Annotated in this window: 16 protein-coding genes; all 16 read left to right on the top strand. The window is 49.5% G+C overall.

Translation table 11 applies throughout. The features are described 5' to 3' along the window. The first annotated feature begins 13 nt into the window (after positions 1-13). The 16 genes from rimP to ON064_RS06155 all read left to right on the top strand — a co-directional run bounded on the left by rimP (position 14) and on the right by ON064_RS06155 (position 17,532). Positions 14-493 (top strand): ribosome maturation factor RimP, encoded by a 480-nt coding sequence (gene rimP, locus ON064_RS06230; RefSeq protein ID WP_274624099.1) that lies wholly within the window; start codon positions 14-16, stop codon positions 491-493. Between the two features lie 26 nt (positions 494-519). Then, positions 520-1,647 carry a transcription termination factor NusA gene (gene nusA / locus ON064_RS06225; protein WP_121297649.1) on the top strand — a complete coding sequence of 376 codons (1,128 nt, stop codon included), beginning with the start codon at positions 520-522 and terminating at the stop codon, positions 1,645-1,647. Positions 1,648-1,666: 19 nt separating this feature from the next. Then, a complete protein-coding gene (gene rnpM / locus ON064_RS06220; RefSeq protein ID WP_274624098.1) occupies positions 1,667-1,948 on the top strand; it encodes an RNase P modulator RnpM in 282 nt (93 codons plus the stop codon). Beyond that, a complete protein-coding gene (locus ON064_RS06215; protein ID WP_058380471.1) occupies positions 1,945-2,253 on the top strand; it encodes a YlxQ family RNA-binding protein in 309 nt (102 codons plus the stop codon). Before rnpM ends, ON064_RS06215 begins: the two co-directional genes overlap by 4 nt. 14 nt (positions 2,254-2,267) lie before the next feature. Beyond that, positions 2,268-4,538, top strand: coding sequence for a translation initiation factor IF-2 (gene infB, locus ON064_RS06210; protein WP_274624097.1), 2,271 nt, complete (start codon positions 2,268-2,270; stop codon positions 4,536-4,538). Next, positions 4,535-4,813, top strand: coding sequence for a DUF503 domain-containing protein (locus ON064_RS06205; protein ID WP_274624096.1), 279 nt, complete (start codon positions 4,535-4,537; stop codon positions 4,811-4,813). Before infB ends, ON064_RS06205 begins: the two co-directional genes overlap by 4 nt. An 18-nt stretch (positions 4,814-4,831) precedes the next feature. Next, positions 4,832-5,185, top strand: coding sequence for a 30S ribosome-binding factor RbfA (gene rbfA, locus ON064_RS06200; RefSeq protein WP_068462817.1), 354 nt, complete (start codon positions 4,832-4,834; stop codon positions 5,183-5,185). A gap of 93 nt (positions 5,186-5,278) precedes the next feature. Further along, entirely contained in the window at positions 5,279-6,208 is a 930-nt protein-coding gene (gene truB / locus ON064_RS06195) for a tRNA pseudouridine(55) synthase TruB (protein ID WP_274624095.1), read from the top strand. Between the two features lies 1 nt (position 6,209). Continuing rightward, positions 6,210-7,151, top strand: coding sequence for a riboflavin biosynthesis protein RibF (gene ribF / locus ON064_RS06190; protein ID WP_274624094.1), 942 nt, complete (start codon positions 6,210-6,212; stop codon positions 7,149-7,151). 134 nt (positions 7,152-7,285) lie between these two features. After that, on the top strand, positions 7,286-7,555 hold the full coding sequence (gene rpsO / locus ON064_RS06185) for a 30S ribosomal protein S15 (RefSeq protein WP_058380477.1): 270 nt from the start codon (positions 7,286-7,288) through the stop codon (positions 7,553-7,555). Positions 7,556-7,694: 139 nt separating this feature from the next. Beyond that, positions 7,695-9,803 carry a polyribonucleotide nucleotidyltransferase gene (pnp, locus tag ON064_RS06180; RefSeq protein ID WP_101805106.1) on the top strand — a complete coding sequence of 703 codons (2,109 nt, stop codon included), beginning with the start codon at positions 7,695-7,697 and terminating at the stop codon, positions 9,801-9,803. A 78-nt stretch (positions 9,804-9,881) separates the two neighbouring features. Continuing rightward, on the top strand, positions 9,882-11,093 hold the full coding sequence (locus tag ON064_RS06175; protein WP_274624093.1) for a M16 family metallopeptidase: 1,212 nt from the start codon (positions 9,882-9,884) through the stop codon (positions 11,091-11,093). Between the two features lie 109 nt (positions 11,094-11,202). Continuing rightward, complete coding sequence (locus ON064_RS06170; protein ID WP_407951596.1) at positions 11,203-12,213, top strand: aspartate-semialdehyde dehydrogenase; 1,011 nt, start codon at positions 11,203-11,205, stop codon at positions 12,211-12,213. A gap of 251 nt (positions 12,214-12,464) precedes the next feature. Further along, positions 12,465-14,132 carry a ribonuclease J gene (locus ON064_RS06165; RefSeq protein WP_101805104.1) on the top strand — a complete coding sequence of 556 codons (1,668 nt, stop codon included), beginning with the start codon at positions 12,465-12,467 and terminating at the stop codon, positions 14,130-14,132. Positions 14,133-14,209: 77 nt separating this feature from the next. Further along, positions 14,210-16,627, top strand: a complete 2,418-nt coding sequence (locus tag ON064_RS06160; protein ID WP_274624091.1) for an FtsK/SpoIIIE family DNA translocase — start codon at positions 14,210-14,212, stop codon at positions 16,625-16,627. Between the two features lie 176 nt (positions 16,628-16,803). Next, entirely contained in the window at positions 16,804-17,532 is a 729-nt protein-coding gene (locus ON064_RS06155) for a GntR family transcriptional regulator (protein WP_058380482.1), read from the top strand. Positions 17,533-17,624 lie beyond the last annotated feature (92 nt).

Genomic DNA, 17,624 nt, shown 5'->3' with positions numbered 1-17,624 from the left:
CAGGAGGCATTTTATGAGCAAAATTACAGAACAAATTGAAGCAATGGCACAACCGATCGTCGATGAACTGGAACTTGAACTAGTCGATGTCGAGTTTGTGAAGGAAGGCAAGAACTGGTTCTTGCGCGTCTATGTGGACAATCCACAAGAGCCGATCGATATCGATCAATGCGCAATCGTCAGCGAGCGCTTAAGCGAAGAGCTTGACGCGACCGATCCGATCGAGCAGAACTATTTCCTGGAAGTATCTTCGCCAGGAGCGGAACGCCCGTTGAAGAAAGAGAAGGATTTCGAAAAAGCATTGGAAAACTTCATCTATATCAAAACGTACGAACCGATTGAAGACACGAAAGAATTCGAAGGTTATTTGAAGTCATATGATGAAGAACAAGTGGAGATTGAGATCAAGATCAAAACCCGCAGAAAAACCATCAGCATCCCGAGAAAGAAAATTGCCATGATCCGTCTGGCGATCGATTTTTCTGCAAGCTGAATAGAAGAATTTAGGAGTGAATAACTATGAGCAGTGAGCTATTGGATGCTTTAGAAGTGTTGGAAAAACAAAAGGGGATTTCACGCGATGTGTTGATCGAAGCGATCGAAGCAGCACTCGTCACCGCCTATAAGCGCAATTTCAACCAAGCGCAAAACGTCCGTGTCGATTTGAACCTTGATACTGGGACGATGCTGGTCTATTCCCGCAAGGATGTAGTCGAGGAAGTCGAAGATGACCGCCTGCAAATCTCGTTGGAAGATGCGCATGCACTCAACCCGGTTTATGAAATCGGCGATATCGTGGAAGAGGAAGTCACACCGCGCAATTTCGGCCGAATCGCTGCCCAAACGGCGAAACAAGTCGTCACACAGCGCGTACGCGAAGCAGAGCGCGGGTTGATTTTCGAGGAATATGTGGACCGTGCAGATGATATCGTCAACGGCATCGTCGAACGCATGGACGCCCGCAACCTGTATGTCGGTTTAGGCAAAGTCGAAGCGGTATTGCCGCAGACGGAACAAATGCCGAACGAAAGCTACCAGCCGCATGACCGCATCAAAGTCTATATCACCAAAGTCGAGCGCACAACACGGGGCCCGCAAGTATTTGTTTCCCGGACTCATCCAGGCTTGTTGCGCCGTTTATTCGAGAACGAAGTGCCGGAAATCTACGACGGCATTGTCGAGATCAAGTCAATTGCGCGTGAAGCGGGAGACCGTTCAAAAATCTCCGTCCACGCAAACGATGAAGAAGTTGATCCAGTCGGTTCATGCGTCGGGTCACGAGGCGGCCGTGTACAGACCATCGTCAATGAATTAGGCGGCGAGAAAATCGATATCGTGGAATGGTCGGAAGATCCAGTCGTTTTTGTAGCGAATGCCCTTAGCCCATCTAAAGTGTTGGATGTGCAAGTGAGTGAAGACGATAAATCGACGACAGTCGTCGTGCCTGATTACCAATTGTCCCTTGCGATCGGCAAACGCGGTCAAAATGCCCGTCTGGCCGCGAAATTGACAGGTTGGAAAATTGATATCAAGAGTGAAACGGATGCCCGTGAACTAGGGATTTATCCGCCTGAAGGCGCGGTAATCGTGAAGTCGGATGCTGAAACTGACACAGATGACTTTGATTTTTACGACGAAGAAGAATAAGCTGAGAAGGTGATATCCGTTGGCTATGCAAAAGAAAATTCCGCTGAGAAAATGTGTCGCGACCGGTGAAATGCATCCGAAAAAGGAAATGATCCGCGTCGTGCGTTCCAAAGAAGGAGAAGTATTCGTCGATCTTACCGGCAAAAAGTCAGGTAGAGGCGCATATGTTTCCAAATCGGAAGATGCCATCGAATTGGCACGTAAAAAGAAGGTTTTGGACAAGCAGCTTGAAGTGAAAGTTCCAGGCAAAATCTACGAAGAGCTCGTCCATGCCGTACGCAGAGAGCAGCTGAAATCATGAATAAAGAAAAAATCCTGCAGTTTTTAGGGCTTGCTACACGTGCGCGCAAACTGGTGACCGGTGAAGAATTGGTCATCAGCGAAGTGCGCCGCGGCAACGCGAAATTAGTCATTGTGGCTGAAGATGCGTCTGAAAACACAAGAAAAAAACTGCACGATAAATGCAATTCCTATAACGTGCCAGTGCGCATAGGCGCTAGCCGCTATGAGATTGGTCACGCAATAGGAAAAGAAGCACGCGTCGTTCTGGCGATTACCGATAACGGTTTTGCCAAGAAAATGACGAGCTTGTTTGACGAAAACTAACCGGGGGTGAGCAGATGACCAAAATTCGAGTACATGAATACGCGAAAAAAGTAAATAAACCGAGCAAAGACATCATCGACGAATTGTCAAAAATGAATATTAAAGTCAATAACCATATGGCGACATTAGAGGATACTGCTGTAACGAAATTGGACGGCATTTATAAAAAACCTGCACAAGGAAACCGTGCTCAAGGTTCACAATCCCGCCCACAAGGCCAAAACCAGCGCCGCGGGCAAAGCGGACAAGGCAGCCAAGGCGGCCAAAACCGTACGCAAGGCGGCCAATCCCGTCCCCAAAGCGGACAAGGCCAGAACCGCACAGGCGGCCAAAGCAGCCAGGGCGGACAAAACCGCACACAAGGCAGCCAGAACCGTACGTCATCCACGCAGCAAGGAACGAGCCAAGCAGGGCGCGGTTCCAACTTCACGCCAAAAGCTGCAAAACCAGCTCCAGGACCTGGCCAACGTGGCCGTTCGAATGGACCGGGCCGCGGCGGGCAAAACCGCAACCGTAAAGGCAAACAGCAGCGTCCGGTAAACCCGATGCCGCCAATGCCGAAGAGAGAAAAAGAATTGCCGTCAAAAATCACATTCAGTGAATCTTTGACTGTTGGCGATTTGGCGAAAAAACTAGGCCGCGAGCCTTCAGAAATCATCAAAAAATTGTTCATGCTTGGTGTTATGGCAACAATCAACCAAGAATTGGATAAAGATGCCATTGAGCTTGTCTGTGCAGAATACGATGTAGAAGTAGAAGAGGAAATCTTGGTCGATAAAACCGCACGCCCGTCTGTTGTTACGATCATGGGCCACGTCGACCACGGGAAAACGACTTTGCTGGATTCAATCCGCCACACGAAAGTGACTGCTGGAGAAGCAGGCGGGATTACGCAACATATCGGTGCTTACCAAGTCGAGGAAGACGGCAAGAAAATCACATTCCTGGATACACCAGGCCACGCAGCGTTCACGACGATGCGTGCGCGCGGTGCGAAAGTAACTGATATTGCTATTATCGTTGTTGCTGCTGACGACGGCGTCATGCCGCAGACAGTGGAAGCGATCAACCATGCAAAAGCTGCAGAAGTTCCGATCATCATCGCAGTCAATAAAATGGATAAACCGTCCGCTAACCCGGACCGCGTCATGCAGGAATTGACCGAGCACGGTCTTGTACCTGAAGCATGGGGCGGCGATACGATTTTCGTACCGCTTTCCGCATTGACTGGAGATGGAATCGACACGCTTCTTGAAATGATCCTTCTTGTTTCTGAAGTCGGGGAATTGAAAGCGAATCCTGGACGCCGTGCGATCGGTACGGTCATTGAAGCGGAGCTGGATAAAGGCCGTGGATCTGTCGCGACTTTGCTCGTGCAGGATGGCACTTTGCATGTCGGCGACCCAATCGTTGTCGGTAATACATTCGGACGCGTCCGTGCGATGGTCAACGATCTTGGCCGCCGCGTGAAAACAGCTGGCCCTTCAACGCCTGTAGAAATCACTGGACTGAGTGATGTGCCGCAAGCCGGCGACCGTTTCGTTGTCTTTGAAGATGAGAAAACGGCCCGTCAAATCGGAGAAGCGCGTTCGGCTACAGCACTCCAGGAAATGCGTTCTGAAAAGAACCGCGTTACACTGGATAACTTGTTTGATCAATTGAAGCAAGGCGAAATGAAAGAGTTGAACTTGATTGTCAAAGCTGATGTTCAAGGTACAGTAGAAGCCATGGCTGCTTCACTCTTGAAAATCGATGTAGAAGGCGTCAATGTGAAAGTCATCCATACAGGTGCCGGAGCAATCACCGAATCTGATGTTTCACTAGCGGCAGCTTCTAACGCCATCATCATCGGCTTTAACGTCCGCCCGGATGTCAACGCCAAGCGCGCAGCAGATGCAGAAGGCGTCGATATCCGCTTGCACCGCATCATCTACAAAGTAATCGAAGAAATCGAAGCAGCGATGAAAGGCCTCTTGGACCCAGAATTCGAAGAGAAAATCATCGGCCAAGCAGAAATCCGCAGCACGTTCAAAGTGTCTAAAGTCGGAACGATTGCCGGAAGCTATGTAACAGAAGGCAAGATCACCCGCGACAGCGGCGTGCGCGTCATCCGTGATGGCATCGTGGTCTTCGAAGGCGAAATCGATACGTTGAAACGCTTCAAAGATGACGCAAAAGAAGTTGCAAAAGGCTACGAATGTGGTGTGACGATTAAAAACTTCAACGATGTTAAAGAAGGCGACATCATCGAAGCGTTCATCATGGAAGAAATCGAAAGAAAATGATCCTTTCGATGGAATGCGAGTTCTTTATCCCTACCGCGCATTCATTGAAGGATAAACGCGCCGTCGTCAAAAGCATGATGACGCGCACCAAGCAAAAATTCAATGTGTCGGCGGCGGAAGTCGATCACCAGCAAGTTTGGCAGCGCACGCGCCTTGCGTTTGTTACCGTTTCTTCGTCAAAAGAAGCAGCGGAGCGTGAAATGGAGCACGTGCTGCGCTTTCTGGAAAGTAATCCGTCGTGGGAATGCATGGAAATAGAGAAAGAATATTTGTAAGAACGGAGTGGATTCGAAATGTCATCAATGCGCTCGAATCGTGTAGCTGAGCAAATGAAAAAAGAGCTCGGCGAGATTATCGGCAGAAAACTGAAAGATCCGCGCATCGGATTTGTCACAGTGACAGATGTCGAAGTGACGGGCGACCTTCAGCAGGCAACCGTCTATATTAGCGTGCTGGGCGATGACAAGGAAAAAGAGCAAACTTTGCTCGGCCTTGCCAAGTCCAAAGGATTCATCCGCTCAGAAATCGGGCAGCGGATCCGGTTGCGCAAGACTCCTGAATTGGCGTTTGAAATCGATTCGTCTGTCGCATACGGCAATCGGATTGAATCATTGCTGCGGGATATCAAAGATCCAACAGAAGAGTAAACCGAAAGCCTGCCCGTCTATTTTTAGACAGCAGGCTTTTTTCTACATACTATACGTTCGGTCCTAGAACCGATAAAGAGAGGGGCTTTCAATATGGAACCGAATGGAATTCTTCCATTATGGAAAGAACCGGGCATGACATCACATGATTGTGTTTTCCGCTTGCGGAAAATCCTGAAAACGAAAAAAGTCGGGCATACCGGAACGCTCGATCCCCAAGTGGACGGCGTATTGCCCATTTGCCTCGGGCGATCGACCAAAGTGGCAGAGTATATCACTGATCAAGGAAAAACGTACGAAGCGGAAGTATTGATCGGGTTTTCAACAGAAACAGAAGATGCAGAAGGCGCTATAGTGGAACAAGACGCCAGCGACAAAATGATTTCACGCAAGCAGCTTGAAGATGTATTGCAAAGCCTGACCGGCGACATTGAACAAATTCCGCCGATGTATTCCGCCATCAAAGTGAACGGCAGAAAGCTCTATGAATATGCCCGTAAAGGCGAAACGGTAGAACGCCCGGTCCGCACGGTGCGCATTGACTCGATTGAATTACTCGACGGGACGGAAGCATGGAGCGGCCAAAACATCCAATTCCGCATCCGCATCCGTTGCGGCAAAGGCACCTATATCCGGACGCTCGCCGTCCAGATCGGCGAGGCGCTCGGTTATCCAGCGCATATGTCACAGCTGACGCGCACGCAATCGGGGAGTTTTACGAAAGAACAATGTGTGACGCTTGCCGAAGTGGAGGAAATTGCGCAAAATGGAGATATCGGTTCTATTTTGCAGCCCCTTGCCTATGGCTTAAGTGCGTTTCCGTTTGAAGAAATCACGCCGGATCTATTGTTCGGCATTAAAAACGGCCAAGTTCTCGAAGAGCATCCGGTCTTAAAGACAGAACCATTCGTCGTTTTTACCCATCAAGGCAAGCCGGCAGCGTTGTATAAGCGGCATCCGGATAAGCCGGGCAAAATGAAACCCGAAAAAATGTTTGGATTTCCTCCAACGGACGAGGTGTAGTATGAAAATTATTCACTTGAGTTATCCTCACGAGATGAAAGCACAAGAAGATGGCCCGCTGTCAATGGCGCTCGGCTTTTTTGACGGCGTTCACCGCGGGCACCAGAAAGTGATCGGCACGGCAATCGACAAGGCGCAAGAAGGTGGGATGAAATCCGCTGTTATGACCTTCGATCCGCATCCGTCGCTCGTGCTCGGCGGCCGGAAAGAAGAAGTCTTCTATATCACGCCGCTTGGCCAGAAGATGGAGATCTTGCAGGAGATGGGCGTAGACATCTGTTATATCGTCCGGTTCACTTCAGAGTTTGCCAAACTTTCTCCTGAACAATTTATTGAGCACTTCATCGACGGCCTCGGCGTCAAGGAAGTCGTGGCAGGGTTTGATTTTTCGTTCGGCTTTAAAGGCGGCGGCGATATGAAATTGATGGAGTCGGCCGGCAGAGGGCGCTATAATGTCACGACGGTTGGCAAGATCGAAGCGGAAAATGAAAAAGTCAGTTCAACGCGCATCCGCCATCTATTGAAAGATGGGATGGTCGAACCGGTCCATCATCTGCTCGGCAGGCCGTACCGGATTTCTGGGACGGTGGTCAACGGCGACAAGCGCGGTCGGACGATCGGCTTTCCGACGGCGAACGTCGAACCTGAACTCGGGACATTCGTTCCAAAGCGCGGCGTCTATGCTGTGCGGATTGAAGTACAAGGCGCTTACTTCGACGGCGTCTGCAATGTCGGCTACAAGCCGACATTCAACAATCCCGATGTCAAAAACCTGGTCATCGAGGTCCATATCCTGGATTACGATAAGTCGATTTACGGTGAAAAAGTCGTCGTTGAATGGCATAAGCGCATACGCGACGAACAGAAATTTTCCGGCATTGATGAACTGAAAACCCAAATCGGGCAGGACAAAAATACGGCAAAGCAATATTTCGAAGTATAAGTTGGACAGTTGATTTCAGGAAATCACTGTGCTATGATATCAAAGTACTGAACGTACTAACCGTTGCTTGGCACATCGAATCACCAACGTTTGCTAGGTAATAGGGGCTATCAGAGATTAGGAGGTGGAACAGCATGGCAATCACTCAAGAACGTAAAAATGAATTGATCAATGAATACAAAGTGCATGACACTGATACTGGTTCTCCAGAAATTCAGATCGCCATTCTTACAGAAGACATCAACAACTTGAACGAGCACTTGCGTACCCACAAGAAAGATCACCATTCACGTCGTGGTCTATTCAAAATGGTTGGACGCCGTCGTAACTTGCTTAAATACCTACGCGAGAACGATGTACAACGCTACCGTGAGTTAATCGCAAGACTTGGCCTACGCCGATAATAGCAAGCAGAGAAAGCGGGATTCGTCCCGCTTTTTCTTTATGCTTAAAACTTATCATTGAATCGCACTTGATGTGCTTTTTTGATACACTATTTAAAGATACATACTACACGAAACACGGTAAGAGAGGAGCTCGACTATGGAGCAAACAAAAAAGGTTTACACATTTGACTGGGCAGGCCGCGAACTGAAGGTCGAAGTCGGTCAACTGGCAAAACAAGCAAACGGAGCAGCATTGATCCGTTATGGCGATACAGCAGTGCTGTCCACTGCAACCGCATCAAAATCACCGAAGCCTTTGGATTTCTTCCCATTGACGGTGAACTACGAAGAGCGCCAATACGCTGTCGGGAAAATCCCGGGCGGTTTCATTAAACGCGAAGGGCGCCCATCCGAGAAAGCGACATTGATCAGCCGCTTGATCGACCGTCCGCTGCGTCCGTTGTTCCCAGACGGATTCCGCAACGAAGTACAGGTCATTTCAATGGTCATGTCAGTCGACCAGGATTGCCCATCTGAAATGGCAGCGATGTTCGGGTCTTCCTTAGCATTGATGATTTCAGACATTCCGTTTGACGGGCCGATCGCGGGCGTCATCGTCGGGATGGTTGATGGCGAGTACATCATCAACCCGACAGGCGAACAAATGGAGAAAAGCTCGATCAACTTGACGGTTGCCGGCACAAAAGACGCCATCAATATGGTAGAAGCCGGTGCCAAAGAAGTGTCCGAAGAAGTGATCCTTGAAGCAATCATGTTCGGCCACGAAGAAATCAAGAAATTGATCGCTTTCCAGGAAGAAATTGCTGCGGAAGTGGCCAAAGAAAAATCAGCAGTTCAATTATACGAACTGGACGCTGACTTGACGGCTGAACTGAAAACGGCTGTGGAAGAAGACATGAATGCTGCAGTTCAAGTGAACGAAAAGCAGGCACGCAATGAAGCCATTGCGGCTGTCCGCGAACGTGCGCTTGAAGCATATGCAGATTCAGAAGACGATATCAAGAAACAAGCGGGCCAAGTGCTCGATAAAATGGTCAAAGATGAAGTGCGCCGCCTGATCACGGATGAAAAGATTCGCCCAGACGGCCGCGGCCCATCTGAAATCCGCGCGCTTTCTTCTGAAGTTGGCGTCCTGGCACGCACTCACGGCTCCGGCCTCTTTACGCGTGGCCAAACGCAAGCAATGAGCATCTGTACGCTCGGCGCTCTCGGCGATGTGCAAATCATCGATGGCCTTGGCTTGGAAGAGACGAAGCGTTTTATGCACCATTATAATTTCCCGTTGTTCTCTGTTGGGGAAACCGGCTTCCTGCGCGGCCCCGGCCGACGCGAAATTGGCCACGGCGCTCTAGGCGAACGTGCGCTTGAAGCAGTCATTCCAAATGAAAAAGATTTCCCTTATACGATCCGCCTCGTCTCCGAGGTATTGGAATCGAACGGATCCACATCACAAGCAAGCATCTGCGCATCTACTTTGGCGATGATGGATGCAGGTGTGCCAATTAAAGCACCTGTTGCCGGAATTGCGATGGGCCTTGTGAAAAAAGGCGAGAACTATACGGTTCTTTCCGATATCCAAGGGATGGAAGACCATCTCGGCGATATGGACTTTAAAGTCGCTGGAACGGCAGAAGGCGTCACAGCCTTGCAGATGGATATTAAAATCGATGGCTTGTCCCGCGAGATCTTAGAAGAAGCATTGACGCAAGCGAAAATCGGCCGTTTGCACATTCTCGAATCGATGATCGCTACGATCAATACACCGCGCACGACTTTGTCGAAATTTGCGCCGAAGATCATCATGGTGAAAATCAATCCAGATAAGATTCGTGATGTCATCGGGCCTGGCGGAAAAGTCATCAATAAAATCATTGATGAAACAGGCGTCAAAATCGACACCGAACAAGACGGCACGATTTTCATCTCTTCTGTTGATGAAGAAATGAACGCCAAAGCGAAAGCGATGATCGAGAATATCGTACGCGAAGCGAAAGTCGGCGAATATTACGAAGGCGCAGTCAAGCGCATCGAGAAATTCGGTGCATTCGTTGAATTGTTCCCGGGCAAAGACGGCCTTCTCCATATTTCCGAAATCCAGGAAGAGCGGACGAAAGAAGTGGAAGATGTCTTGAAGATGGGCGATATCATCAAAGTCAAAGTCATCGAAATCGACCGCCAAGGACGCGTCAACTTGTCCCGCAAAACGGTTTTGAAAGAAGAAAAAGAAGCAGCCGAAAAGGCTTGAAACAGTAAATGAAAACAGATTGGAAAAATTGCCGGTGGCACTCGCCGGCAATTTTTTTCATATACAGGAGGGCTTTCAATGGTTACCACTTATACTTGCCAAAATGGCTTGCGCATCGTTTCTGAACATATTCCGCATTTCCGCTCCGTAGCGGTCGGGGTATTCGTCAATACAGGGTCACGTGATGAGCGGACGGAAGAGAACGGCATCACGCATTTCATTGAACATCTTTTGTTCAAAGGCACCGAAAAACGCAACGCCAAGGATATCGCGCGGGAATTCGACCGCATTGGCGGCGATTTGAATGCCTATACATCAAAAGAATATACGTGCTATTACGCCAAAGTGCTTGACCATCATGCGCCGCTGGCAGTCGAAGTATTGGCGGATATGTTTTTCAATTCAGTGATGGATCCAGTAGAGATCGATAAAGAGCGACTTGTTGTCAAAGAGGAAATCAGCATGACCGAAGATATGGCGGATGACGATGTCCACGAACAATTATGGCGGGTCATGTATCCCGACAATGCCATCGGCGCACCGATTTTAGGTACCGCCGAAACACTGGACCGTTTTTCAAGACAACAGATTTTGGATTATATGGAGCGTCATTACACCCCATCGAACACGGTCATTTCCGTGGCAGGCCATATCGATGGCAAATTGCTTAGCCAAATCGAAACTTTATTCGGGTCATTTGAACGGAAAAGCCCGGAAAATGCCCATGTCATGCCTACGTTCGTGCCCGGCCAATCGATCAAGCATAAAGAAACGGAACAAGCCCATATTTGCCTCGGGTATCCTGGGCTGTCACTACAGGATGATCAGCTGTTTGCCCTGGCGGTATTGAACAATATCGTCGGCGGCTCGATGTCATCCCGCTTGTTCCAAGAAATCCGAGAAGACCGTGGCCTTGCCTATTCGGTCTATTCCTATCATTCCGCTTATTCGGACCACGGTACGCTCGCCATTTACGGGGGCACTGCCGACCATCAAGTTGGGGAAGTAGAAGAATTGATTCGCACATCGTTGCAGCGCATGCGAGAAGGGGACATCAGCGACTTGGAAATTACGGATTCCCGTGAGCAATTGAAAGGCAATTTGCTGCTTGGGCTAGAAAGCACAGGCTCCAGAATGAGCCGCAACGGCAAATATGAATTGCTTCACGGCAAACACCAGTCCGCGGATGATATCATCCATTTGATCGATGCAGTGAAACGTGAGCATGTGCTGGATTTGATGCAATTGACTGCCACTGCGCCTGCGGTCTCCATCATCCGTTCCCAATGAAAGAGCAGGTATTGCGACAATTTGTCACATTAACGCGATAAATTATGTTACAATAACGCAAATTAGCCAAGAAGGAGAGAGTCGAGTGAAAACCTATAATGTAGCGATCATGGGCGCAACCGGTGCCGTCGGTCAGCAAATGAAAGACCAGCTGGAGAAGCGCAATTTCCCTGTAGGGGACATCAAATTCCTGTCTTCTGCACGCTCTGCCGGCAAGGAAATCGAATTCAACGGACAATCCTATACAGTAGAGGAAGCGGTGCCCGAATCATTCGAAGGTGTGGATATCGCTTTGTTCAGCGCAGGCGGCAGCATCTCGGAAAAGTTTGCACCTGAAGCCGTGAAACGCGGCGCAGTCGTCGTCGACAATACGAGCGCATTCCGCATGAATGAAGATGTACCGCTCGTCGTCCCTGAAGTGAATAAATCAGCGCTAAAAGGCCATTCCGGCGTGATCGCCAACCCAAATTGCTCGACGATCCAAATGGTGTGCGCTTTACAGCCGCTAAAAGAGCAATTCGGCTTGCAGAAAATCATCGTTTCCACTTACCAGGCAGTTTCGGGCGCTGGCATCGATGCAATCAATGAGTTGAAAGAACAGTCAGCGGATTTTGAGAACGCAGCAACCGCAGAAGCGAAAGTTTTGCCTGTGAAGTCAGCTGAGCGCCATTACCCGATCGCTTTCAATGCAGTCCCGCAAATCGACCAATTCGCTGACAACGGCTATACGTTGGAAGAAATGAAAATGATCAACGAAACGAAGAAAATCATGAGCGACCAAGGCTTGGCCGTCGCAGCGACTTGTGTACGTTTGCCGGTCGTAACTGGCCACTCCGAATCCGTCTATGTAGAACTGGATGACGCACCGTCCCTCGACCAAGTGAGAGAGGCGCTGAGCGGCGCGCCAGGCGTCGTGCTGCAAGACAATCCCGCCAATCAGGAATACCCGATGCCATTGATGGCAGCCGGGAAAGACGAGGTGTTCGTCGGCCGTATTCGAAAAGACCTCGATAACCCGAACGGCTATCATTTGTGGATCGTCTCCGATAATTTGATCAAAGGCGCGGCGTTGAACTCGGTTCAAATCGCTGAAGCGCTCATCGAAGAACAACTGCTGTAAGCTGTCAGGCAATCATCCGGTAGCGGGTGATCTGCTGGCGCATGTAAAATCTTTGGCCATCCGGTGCCGCTTGGAAGTCATGTCTTCCTCGTGTCTGCGGGTGGCTTTTTTTGTTTCACGAACGGATGGTTTTGCGTCAGGCATGTGGAGGGAATGGCTGTGGATATTTTTTCTTTGGACTGTTACCGGTGATTACCGTATAATGAAATCTATGGATCTGTACGGGTGAAATATTTTTAGGAGGAAATCAATTGAGTAAAATTAAAAATGAAGTCATAAGAGTCATTCCGCTAGGCGGAGTAGGAGAGATCGGGAAAGCGATGTACGTCATCGATATCGACGATGACCTGTTCGTTGTCGACAGCGGGTTGATGTTCCCGGAAGATGAGATGCTTGGCGTCGACATCGTCATTCCGGACGTCACGTATCTCGAAGAAAACAAAGACCGTGTCAAAGGGATTTTCCTGACGCATGGCCATGAAGATGCGATCGGGTCGATTGCATACCTATTGAAGAAAGTCCAAGCGCCAGTCTACGGTTCGAAGCTGACCATCGCGCTGGCCAAAGAACACGTGAAAGAACTCGGTTCGCTCAAGCACCATAAATTCTTTGAAGTCACGAACAAGAGCCGCATGAATTTCGATAAAACACACGTCACCTTTTTCCATACGACACACAGCATCCCGGATGCGCTCGGAATCGTCTTCCATACATCGGAAGGCGCCATCGTCCATACCGGTGAATTTAAATTCGACCAGTCGATGCAAGGCAGCTACCGCCCGGATTATGCCAAAATGGCAAAACTCGGCGAAGACGGCGTCTTGATGCTGTTGTCGGATTCCACTGAAGCCGAACGCCCAGGCTATACGACGTCTGAAACGGTCGTTGCCGATCATATCTTGACGGCATTCCACCAGGCACCGGGGCGCATTCTCGTATCACTTTATTCATCAAACTTCATCCGTATCCAGCAAGTGTTCGATATCGCGCATCAAACGGGCAAGAAAGTAGCCGTTATCGGCAAAAGCCTGGAGAAGAGCTATGAAGTCGGCTTGCGACTCGGGTATCTGGAAGTTGACGAAGACACAGTCATTTCCTTGAAAGATTTGGAGAAATACAATGACGATGAAGTCGTCATCATCGTGACCGGCAACCAGGGCGAACCGCTTGAAGCGCTCGACAAAATGGTCAGACGCCAGCATAAAGATGTCCGTATCAATGAAACGGATACGGTATTGATCACCTTTACACCGTCGCCAGGCATGGAAGTCCCGATGTTCCAGACAATGAACAAATTGGCGAAAGCCGGCGCGAAAGTGCTGACATCCAACAAGAAAGTCCACGTTTCCGGCCACGGCAGCCAGGAAGATCTGAAAATGATGCTGAACTTGATGAAGCCGAAGTATTTTGTCCCGATCCAAGGGGAATACAAAATGCTTATCGCCCACTCGAAATTGGCACAACAAGTCGGCATCGCGAAATCGGATATCTTCATCGCCGATAAAGGCGATATCGTCGAATACAGAAAAGAAAAAGTCCGCATGAGCGGCCGTGTCACGACAGGCAATGTCTTGATCGACGGAATCGGCATCGGGGATGTGGGCAATATTGTCCTCCGCGACCGTAAGCTTTTGTCTCAAGACGGCATCTTTATCATCGTTGTTACCTTGAACCGCAAGGAAAAACGCATCGCTTCAGGGCCTGAGATCATTTCCAGAGGCTTTGTCTATGTCCGCGAATCGGAGCAATTGCTTGATGAATCGAGCCAATTGGTACGCAAAGTCGTTGATAAATACGTGACGCGCGATGCGTTCGAATGGAACAACATCAAACAGGAAATCCGCGACACGCTCAATTCGTATCTGTATCAGCAGACGAAACGGCGTCCGATGATCATTCCGATCATCATGGAATACTAAGAATACAAGTAAAGGGATTCCATACCGATTTTATCGGCAGGAATCCTTTTTCATTACGTAAGAAAAGAGGGAATCCCATGGCGCCAAGCCGTACGAACAAAAAAACCACTACCACAAAGCCGCGTACCAAGCCGCGCACAAAACCGAAACCGAAAGCGAAGAAGAAGCGCCAGCCGGTGCCGATGATCGCCTATGAAGTGACGGGCCTCATCATGATCGGCATCGCAATCTTGATGGTCTTTAGGCTCGGCTTGGTCGGCCGCATGTTCAATAATATGGCTGAGTATTTGCTGGGCTATTTAGCCTTTCTCGCACCACTGGCATTGATCGCAGCCGCACTCCACATCATGGTCAAACGCGGGCTGCCGAAAATCCGCGCAAAAATTGCAGCCGGCTCTATATTTCTCCTTGCCGGTGCTTTATTGATCAGCCATTTAATCTGGGCAGCAGGTTCGATCTTGCCGATCACTTCTGCAAATGTCTTGTCGGAAACATCGAAAATGACGCAAATGACCGGCACGATCTGGGGTAATTACGAAGCAACTGGCGGCGGGTTTTTCGGCGCTGTGCTATATGCGTTACTTCACGTGTTATTTGCGACAGCCGGCACATGGGTCATCGCCATCATCTTATTGTCGATAGGCGCCATTATCTTGACCGGCAAAACGGCTGCGCCCGTTATTGCAGAGCGCTTGCCGGTAGTCGGCGAAGCGATGCGGTCACTCGCAGAACGCTTCAAGCCGGAACGCAAACCGGCGAAGAAACAACAGCCGCGCAGAAAAAATGCGCCTGAAAAAGTGTTGGAAATGAACGAGCAATTGGCTTATGACGATGCGCTGGAAGAGACAGAGACGACACTGGTCTTTGATCAGGAGACCGAGCGCGAGCCGGAAGAGGAAACGGAAAAAGAGCCAATCATTTCGGCCTTTACGGAAAAGGTCAAGCCGAAGCGCCAGAATGCGGAAGAGGAAAAACCGAAAACCGAAGCTTCTGAGGAAATCAGGCAGGTTGACCCAGAAACGGGAGAGATCTTGAAAGAGCCGGTTATGTCGATGAAAGAGGAAGCGGAAAATGAAGATTATGCGTTGCCGCCAATCGATCTACTGACCTTGCCACCGCATAGCGACCAAAGCGGTGAATATTCGGGCATCCAAAAAAACGCCAAAAAACTCGAGAAAACCTTCCAAAGTTTCGGCGTTCGCGCAAAAGTGACGCAAGTCCATTTGGGGCCTGCCGTGACGAAATATGAAGTGCTGCCGGATGTCGGCGTGAAAGTCAGCAAAATCGTCAGCCTTCACGACGATTTGGCATTGGCGCTTGCCGCCCGAGATATCCGCATTGAAGCACCGATTCCTGGAAAATCGGCGATCGGCATTGAAGTGCCGAATACCGAAGTCGCAGTCGTGAGCCTTCGGGAAGTATTGGAGTCGGAAGAAAACAACCGTCCCGACTCGAAACTATTGTTTGGGCTAGGCCGCGACGTGACGGGCCAGGCAGTCATGACCGAACTCAATAAAATGCCCCATCTGCTTGTAGCAGGTTCTACCGGCAGCGGGAAATCGGTGTGCATCAATGGCATCATCACGAGCATCATCATGCGCGCCAAGCCGCATGAAGTGAAGATGATGATGATCGACCCGAAAATGGTCGAATTGAATGTTTATAACGGCATTCCTCACCTGCTCGCGCCGGTCGTGACGGACCCGCGCAAAGCGGCACAAGCCTTGAAGAAAATTGTTTCGGAAATGGAACGGCGCTATGAGCTGTTTTCCCATACCGGCACACGCAATATCGAAGGCTATAATGATTATGTCGACACATTCAATGCAGAAAATGATGAAAAACATCCGAAGCTGCCGTTTATCGTCGTCATCGTCGATGAATTGGCGGATTTGATGATGGTCGCGTCCAACGAAGTAGAAGATGCCATCACACGGCTTGCACAAATGGCGCGTGCTGCCGGCATCCATTTGATCATCGCTACACAGCGCCCGAGCGTCAACGTCATCACGGGCGTCATCAAGGCCAACATCCCGTCGCGCATCGCCTTTGCGGTATCATCTGCAATCGATTCACGCACCATTCTCGACATGGGTGGGGCAGAGAAATTGCTCGGCCGCGGCGATATGCTGTTCCTTGGTGCCGGACAGTCAAAACCGGTACGCGTGCAAGGGGCGTTCCTGTCGGATACTGAAGTGGAGAAAATCGTCGACTTTTCCATCGAACAGCAAAAAGCGCAATACCAGGAAGATATGATCCCGTCGGATGTCGAAGAAGTAAGCGTCGACCAAGAAACTGATGAATTATACGACGAAGCGGTTCAATTGGTCACAGAAATGCAGACAGCCTCCGTTTCCATGCTGCAGCGCCGGTTCCGTGTCGGCTATTCCCGTGCCGCCCGGATTATAGACCAAATGGAGCAGCGCGGGGTCGTCGGACCTTATGAAGGCAGTAAGCCACGGCATGTCCTGGTTCCTAAGCAGGAAGAATACTGACCCGCCAATGGCTGATTTGTGACAAAATGTTTAGTATTTGAGAAAGCTTGTTGAGGAAAATTCGCAGAATTCGACAAATTGCTATTTATTTCATTTCTATTAAATGGTATAGTAATTCTGATTAGTAGGAATGTTTTACATCAGATGTCTGATCTCTGTCATGGGTGGTGAATCGTATGACAATCAAATCGGATCACCGTGCATTGTATCTCCAAGTGATCGATCGAATGAAGCAGGATATTGCTTCGGGTGTCTATAAAGAGAAAGAGAAATTGCCATCCGAGTTCGAATTATCGAAATCACTTGGAGTGAGCCGTGCGACTCTACGCGAGGCGCTGCGGCTCCTGGAAGAAGATAATGTAATCGTCAGGCGCCACGGAGTCGGGACGTTTGTCAATTCGAAACCGGTCTTTTCATCGGGCATCGAGGAATTGACAAGCGTTTCCGATATGATCCGCCAGGCGGGAATGGAACCCGGAGTGGTCTACTTAAGCACTTCGGAGTCCATTTGTTCTGAAGAAGATGTTAACCGCTTTCATTGCAATCCGGATGATACTGTCATTTCCATTGAACGCGTCCGAACGGCAAACGGGGAGCCTGTCGTCTATTGCATCGACAAAGTGCCTTCGGTCTATATGCCAGAAGGTTTTCTCGGGCGCAAAGAAAGTTCCATCTTCTCGGCGCTTGAAGAATCCGGCGATATCCGCATCTCGTATGCGGTCACCTTCATTGACCCAACAGGGTATCACGAAGAAGCGTCGCCGATTCTTGAATGCGATCCAGAAACTGCATTACTCGTATTAAAACAGCATCATTACGATGAAAACGATCGCTTGGTGCTGTATTCCAAGAACTATTTCCGGGCTGATAAATTCAGTTTCCACGTAGTTCGCAAACGGCTGTAAACATCTGATTCCTGCTATTATCAAAAAAACCTTGGGGGTTATCACATTGATTAAACGTAAATTTGGCGTAGGTTTATCATTAATGCTGGCGG

Origin of the sequence: Planococcus sp. A6, assembly GCF_028823615.1 — a bacterium.
Classification (GTDB): domain Bacteria; phylum Bacillota; class Bacilli; order Bacillales_A; family Planococcaceae; genus Planococcus.
This window is presented reverse-complemented; position numbering and strand designations above follow the sequence as displayed.

Bases quoted from the DNA above. Each gene is read 5' to 3' on its own strand.
- rimP (WP_274624099.1), top strand. From the start codon at position 14: ATGAGCAAAATTACAGAACAAATTGAAGCAATGGCACAACCGATCGTC.
- nusA (WP_121297649.1), top strand. From the start codon at position 520: ATGAGCAGTGAGCTATTGGATGCTTTAGAAGTGTTGGAAAAACAAAAG.
- ON064_RS06215 (WP_058380471.1), top strand. From the start codon at position 1,945: ATGAATAAAGAAAAAATCCTGCAGTTTTTAGGGCTTGCTACACGTGCG.
- infB (WP_274624097.1), top strand. From the start codon at position 2,268: ATGACCAAAATTCGAGTACATGAATACGCGAAAAAAGTAAATAAACCG.
- ON064_RS06205 (WP_274624096.1), top strand. From the start codon at position 4,535: ATGATCCTTTCGATGGAATGCGAGTTCTTTATCCCTACCGCGCATTCA.
- rbfA (WP_068462817.1), top strand. From the start codon at position 4,832: ATGTCATCAATGCGCTCGAATCGTGTAGCTGAGCAAATGAAAAAAGAG.
- truB (WP_274624095.1), top strand. From the start codon at position 5,279: ATGGAACCGAATGGAATTCTTCCATTATGGAAAGAACCGGGCATGACA.
- ribF (WP_274624094.1), top strand. From the start codon at position 6,210: ATGAAAATTATTCACTTGAGTTATCCTCACGAGATGAAAGCACAAGAA.
- rpsO (WP_058380477.1), top strand. From the start codon at position 7,286: ATGGCAATCACTCAAGAACGTAAAAATGAATTGATCAATGAATACAAA.
- pnp (WP_101805106.1), top strand. From the start codon at position 7,695: ATGGAGCAAACAAAAAAGGTTTACACATTTGACTGGGCAGGCCGCGAA.
- ON064_RS06175 (WP_274624093.1), top strand. From the start codon at position 9,882: ATGGTTACCACTTATACTTGCCAAAATGGCTTGCGCATCGTTTCTGAA.
- ON064_RS06170 (WP_407951596.1), top strand. From the start codon at position 11,203: ATGGGCGCAACCGGTGCCGTCGGTCAGCAAATGAAAGACCAGCTGGAG.
- ON064_RS06160 (WP_274624091.1), top strand. From the start codon at position 14,210: ATGGCGCCAAGCCGTACGAACAAAAAAACCACTACCACAAAGCCGCGT.
- ON064_RS06155 (WP_058380482.1), top strand. From the start codon at position 16,804: ATGACAATCAAATCGGATCACCGTGCATTGTATCTCCAAGTGATCGAT.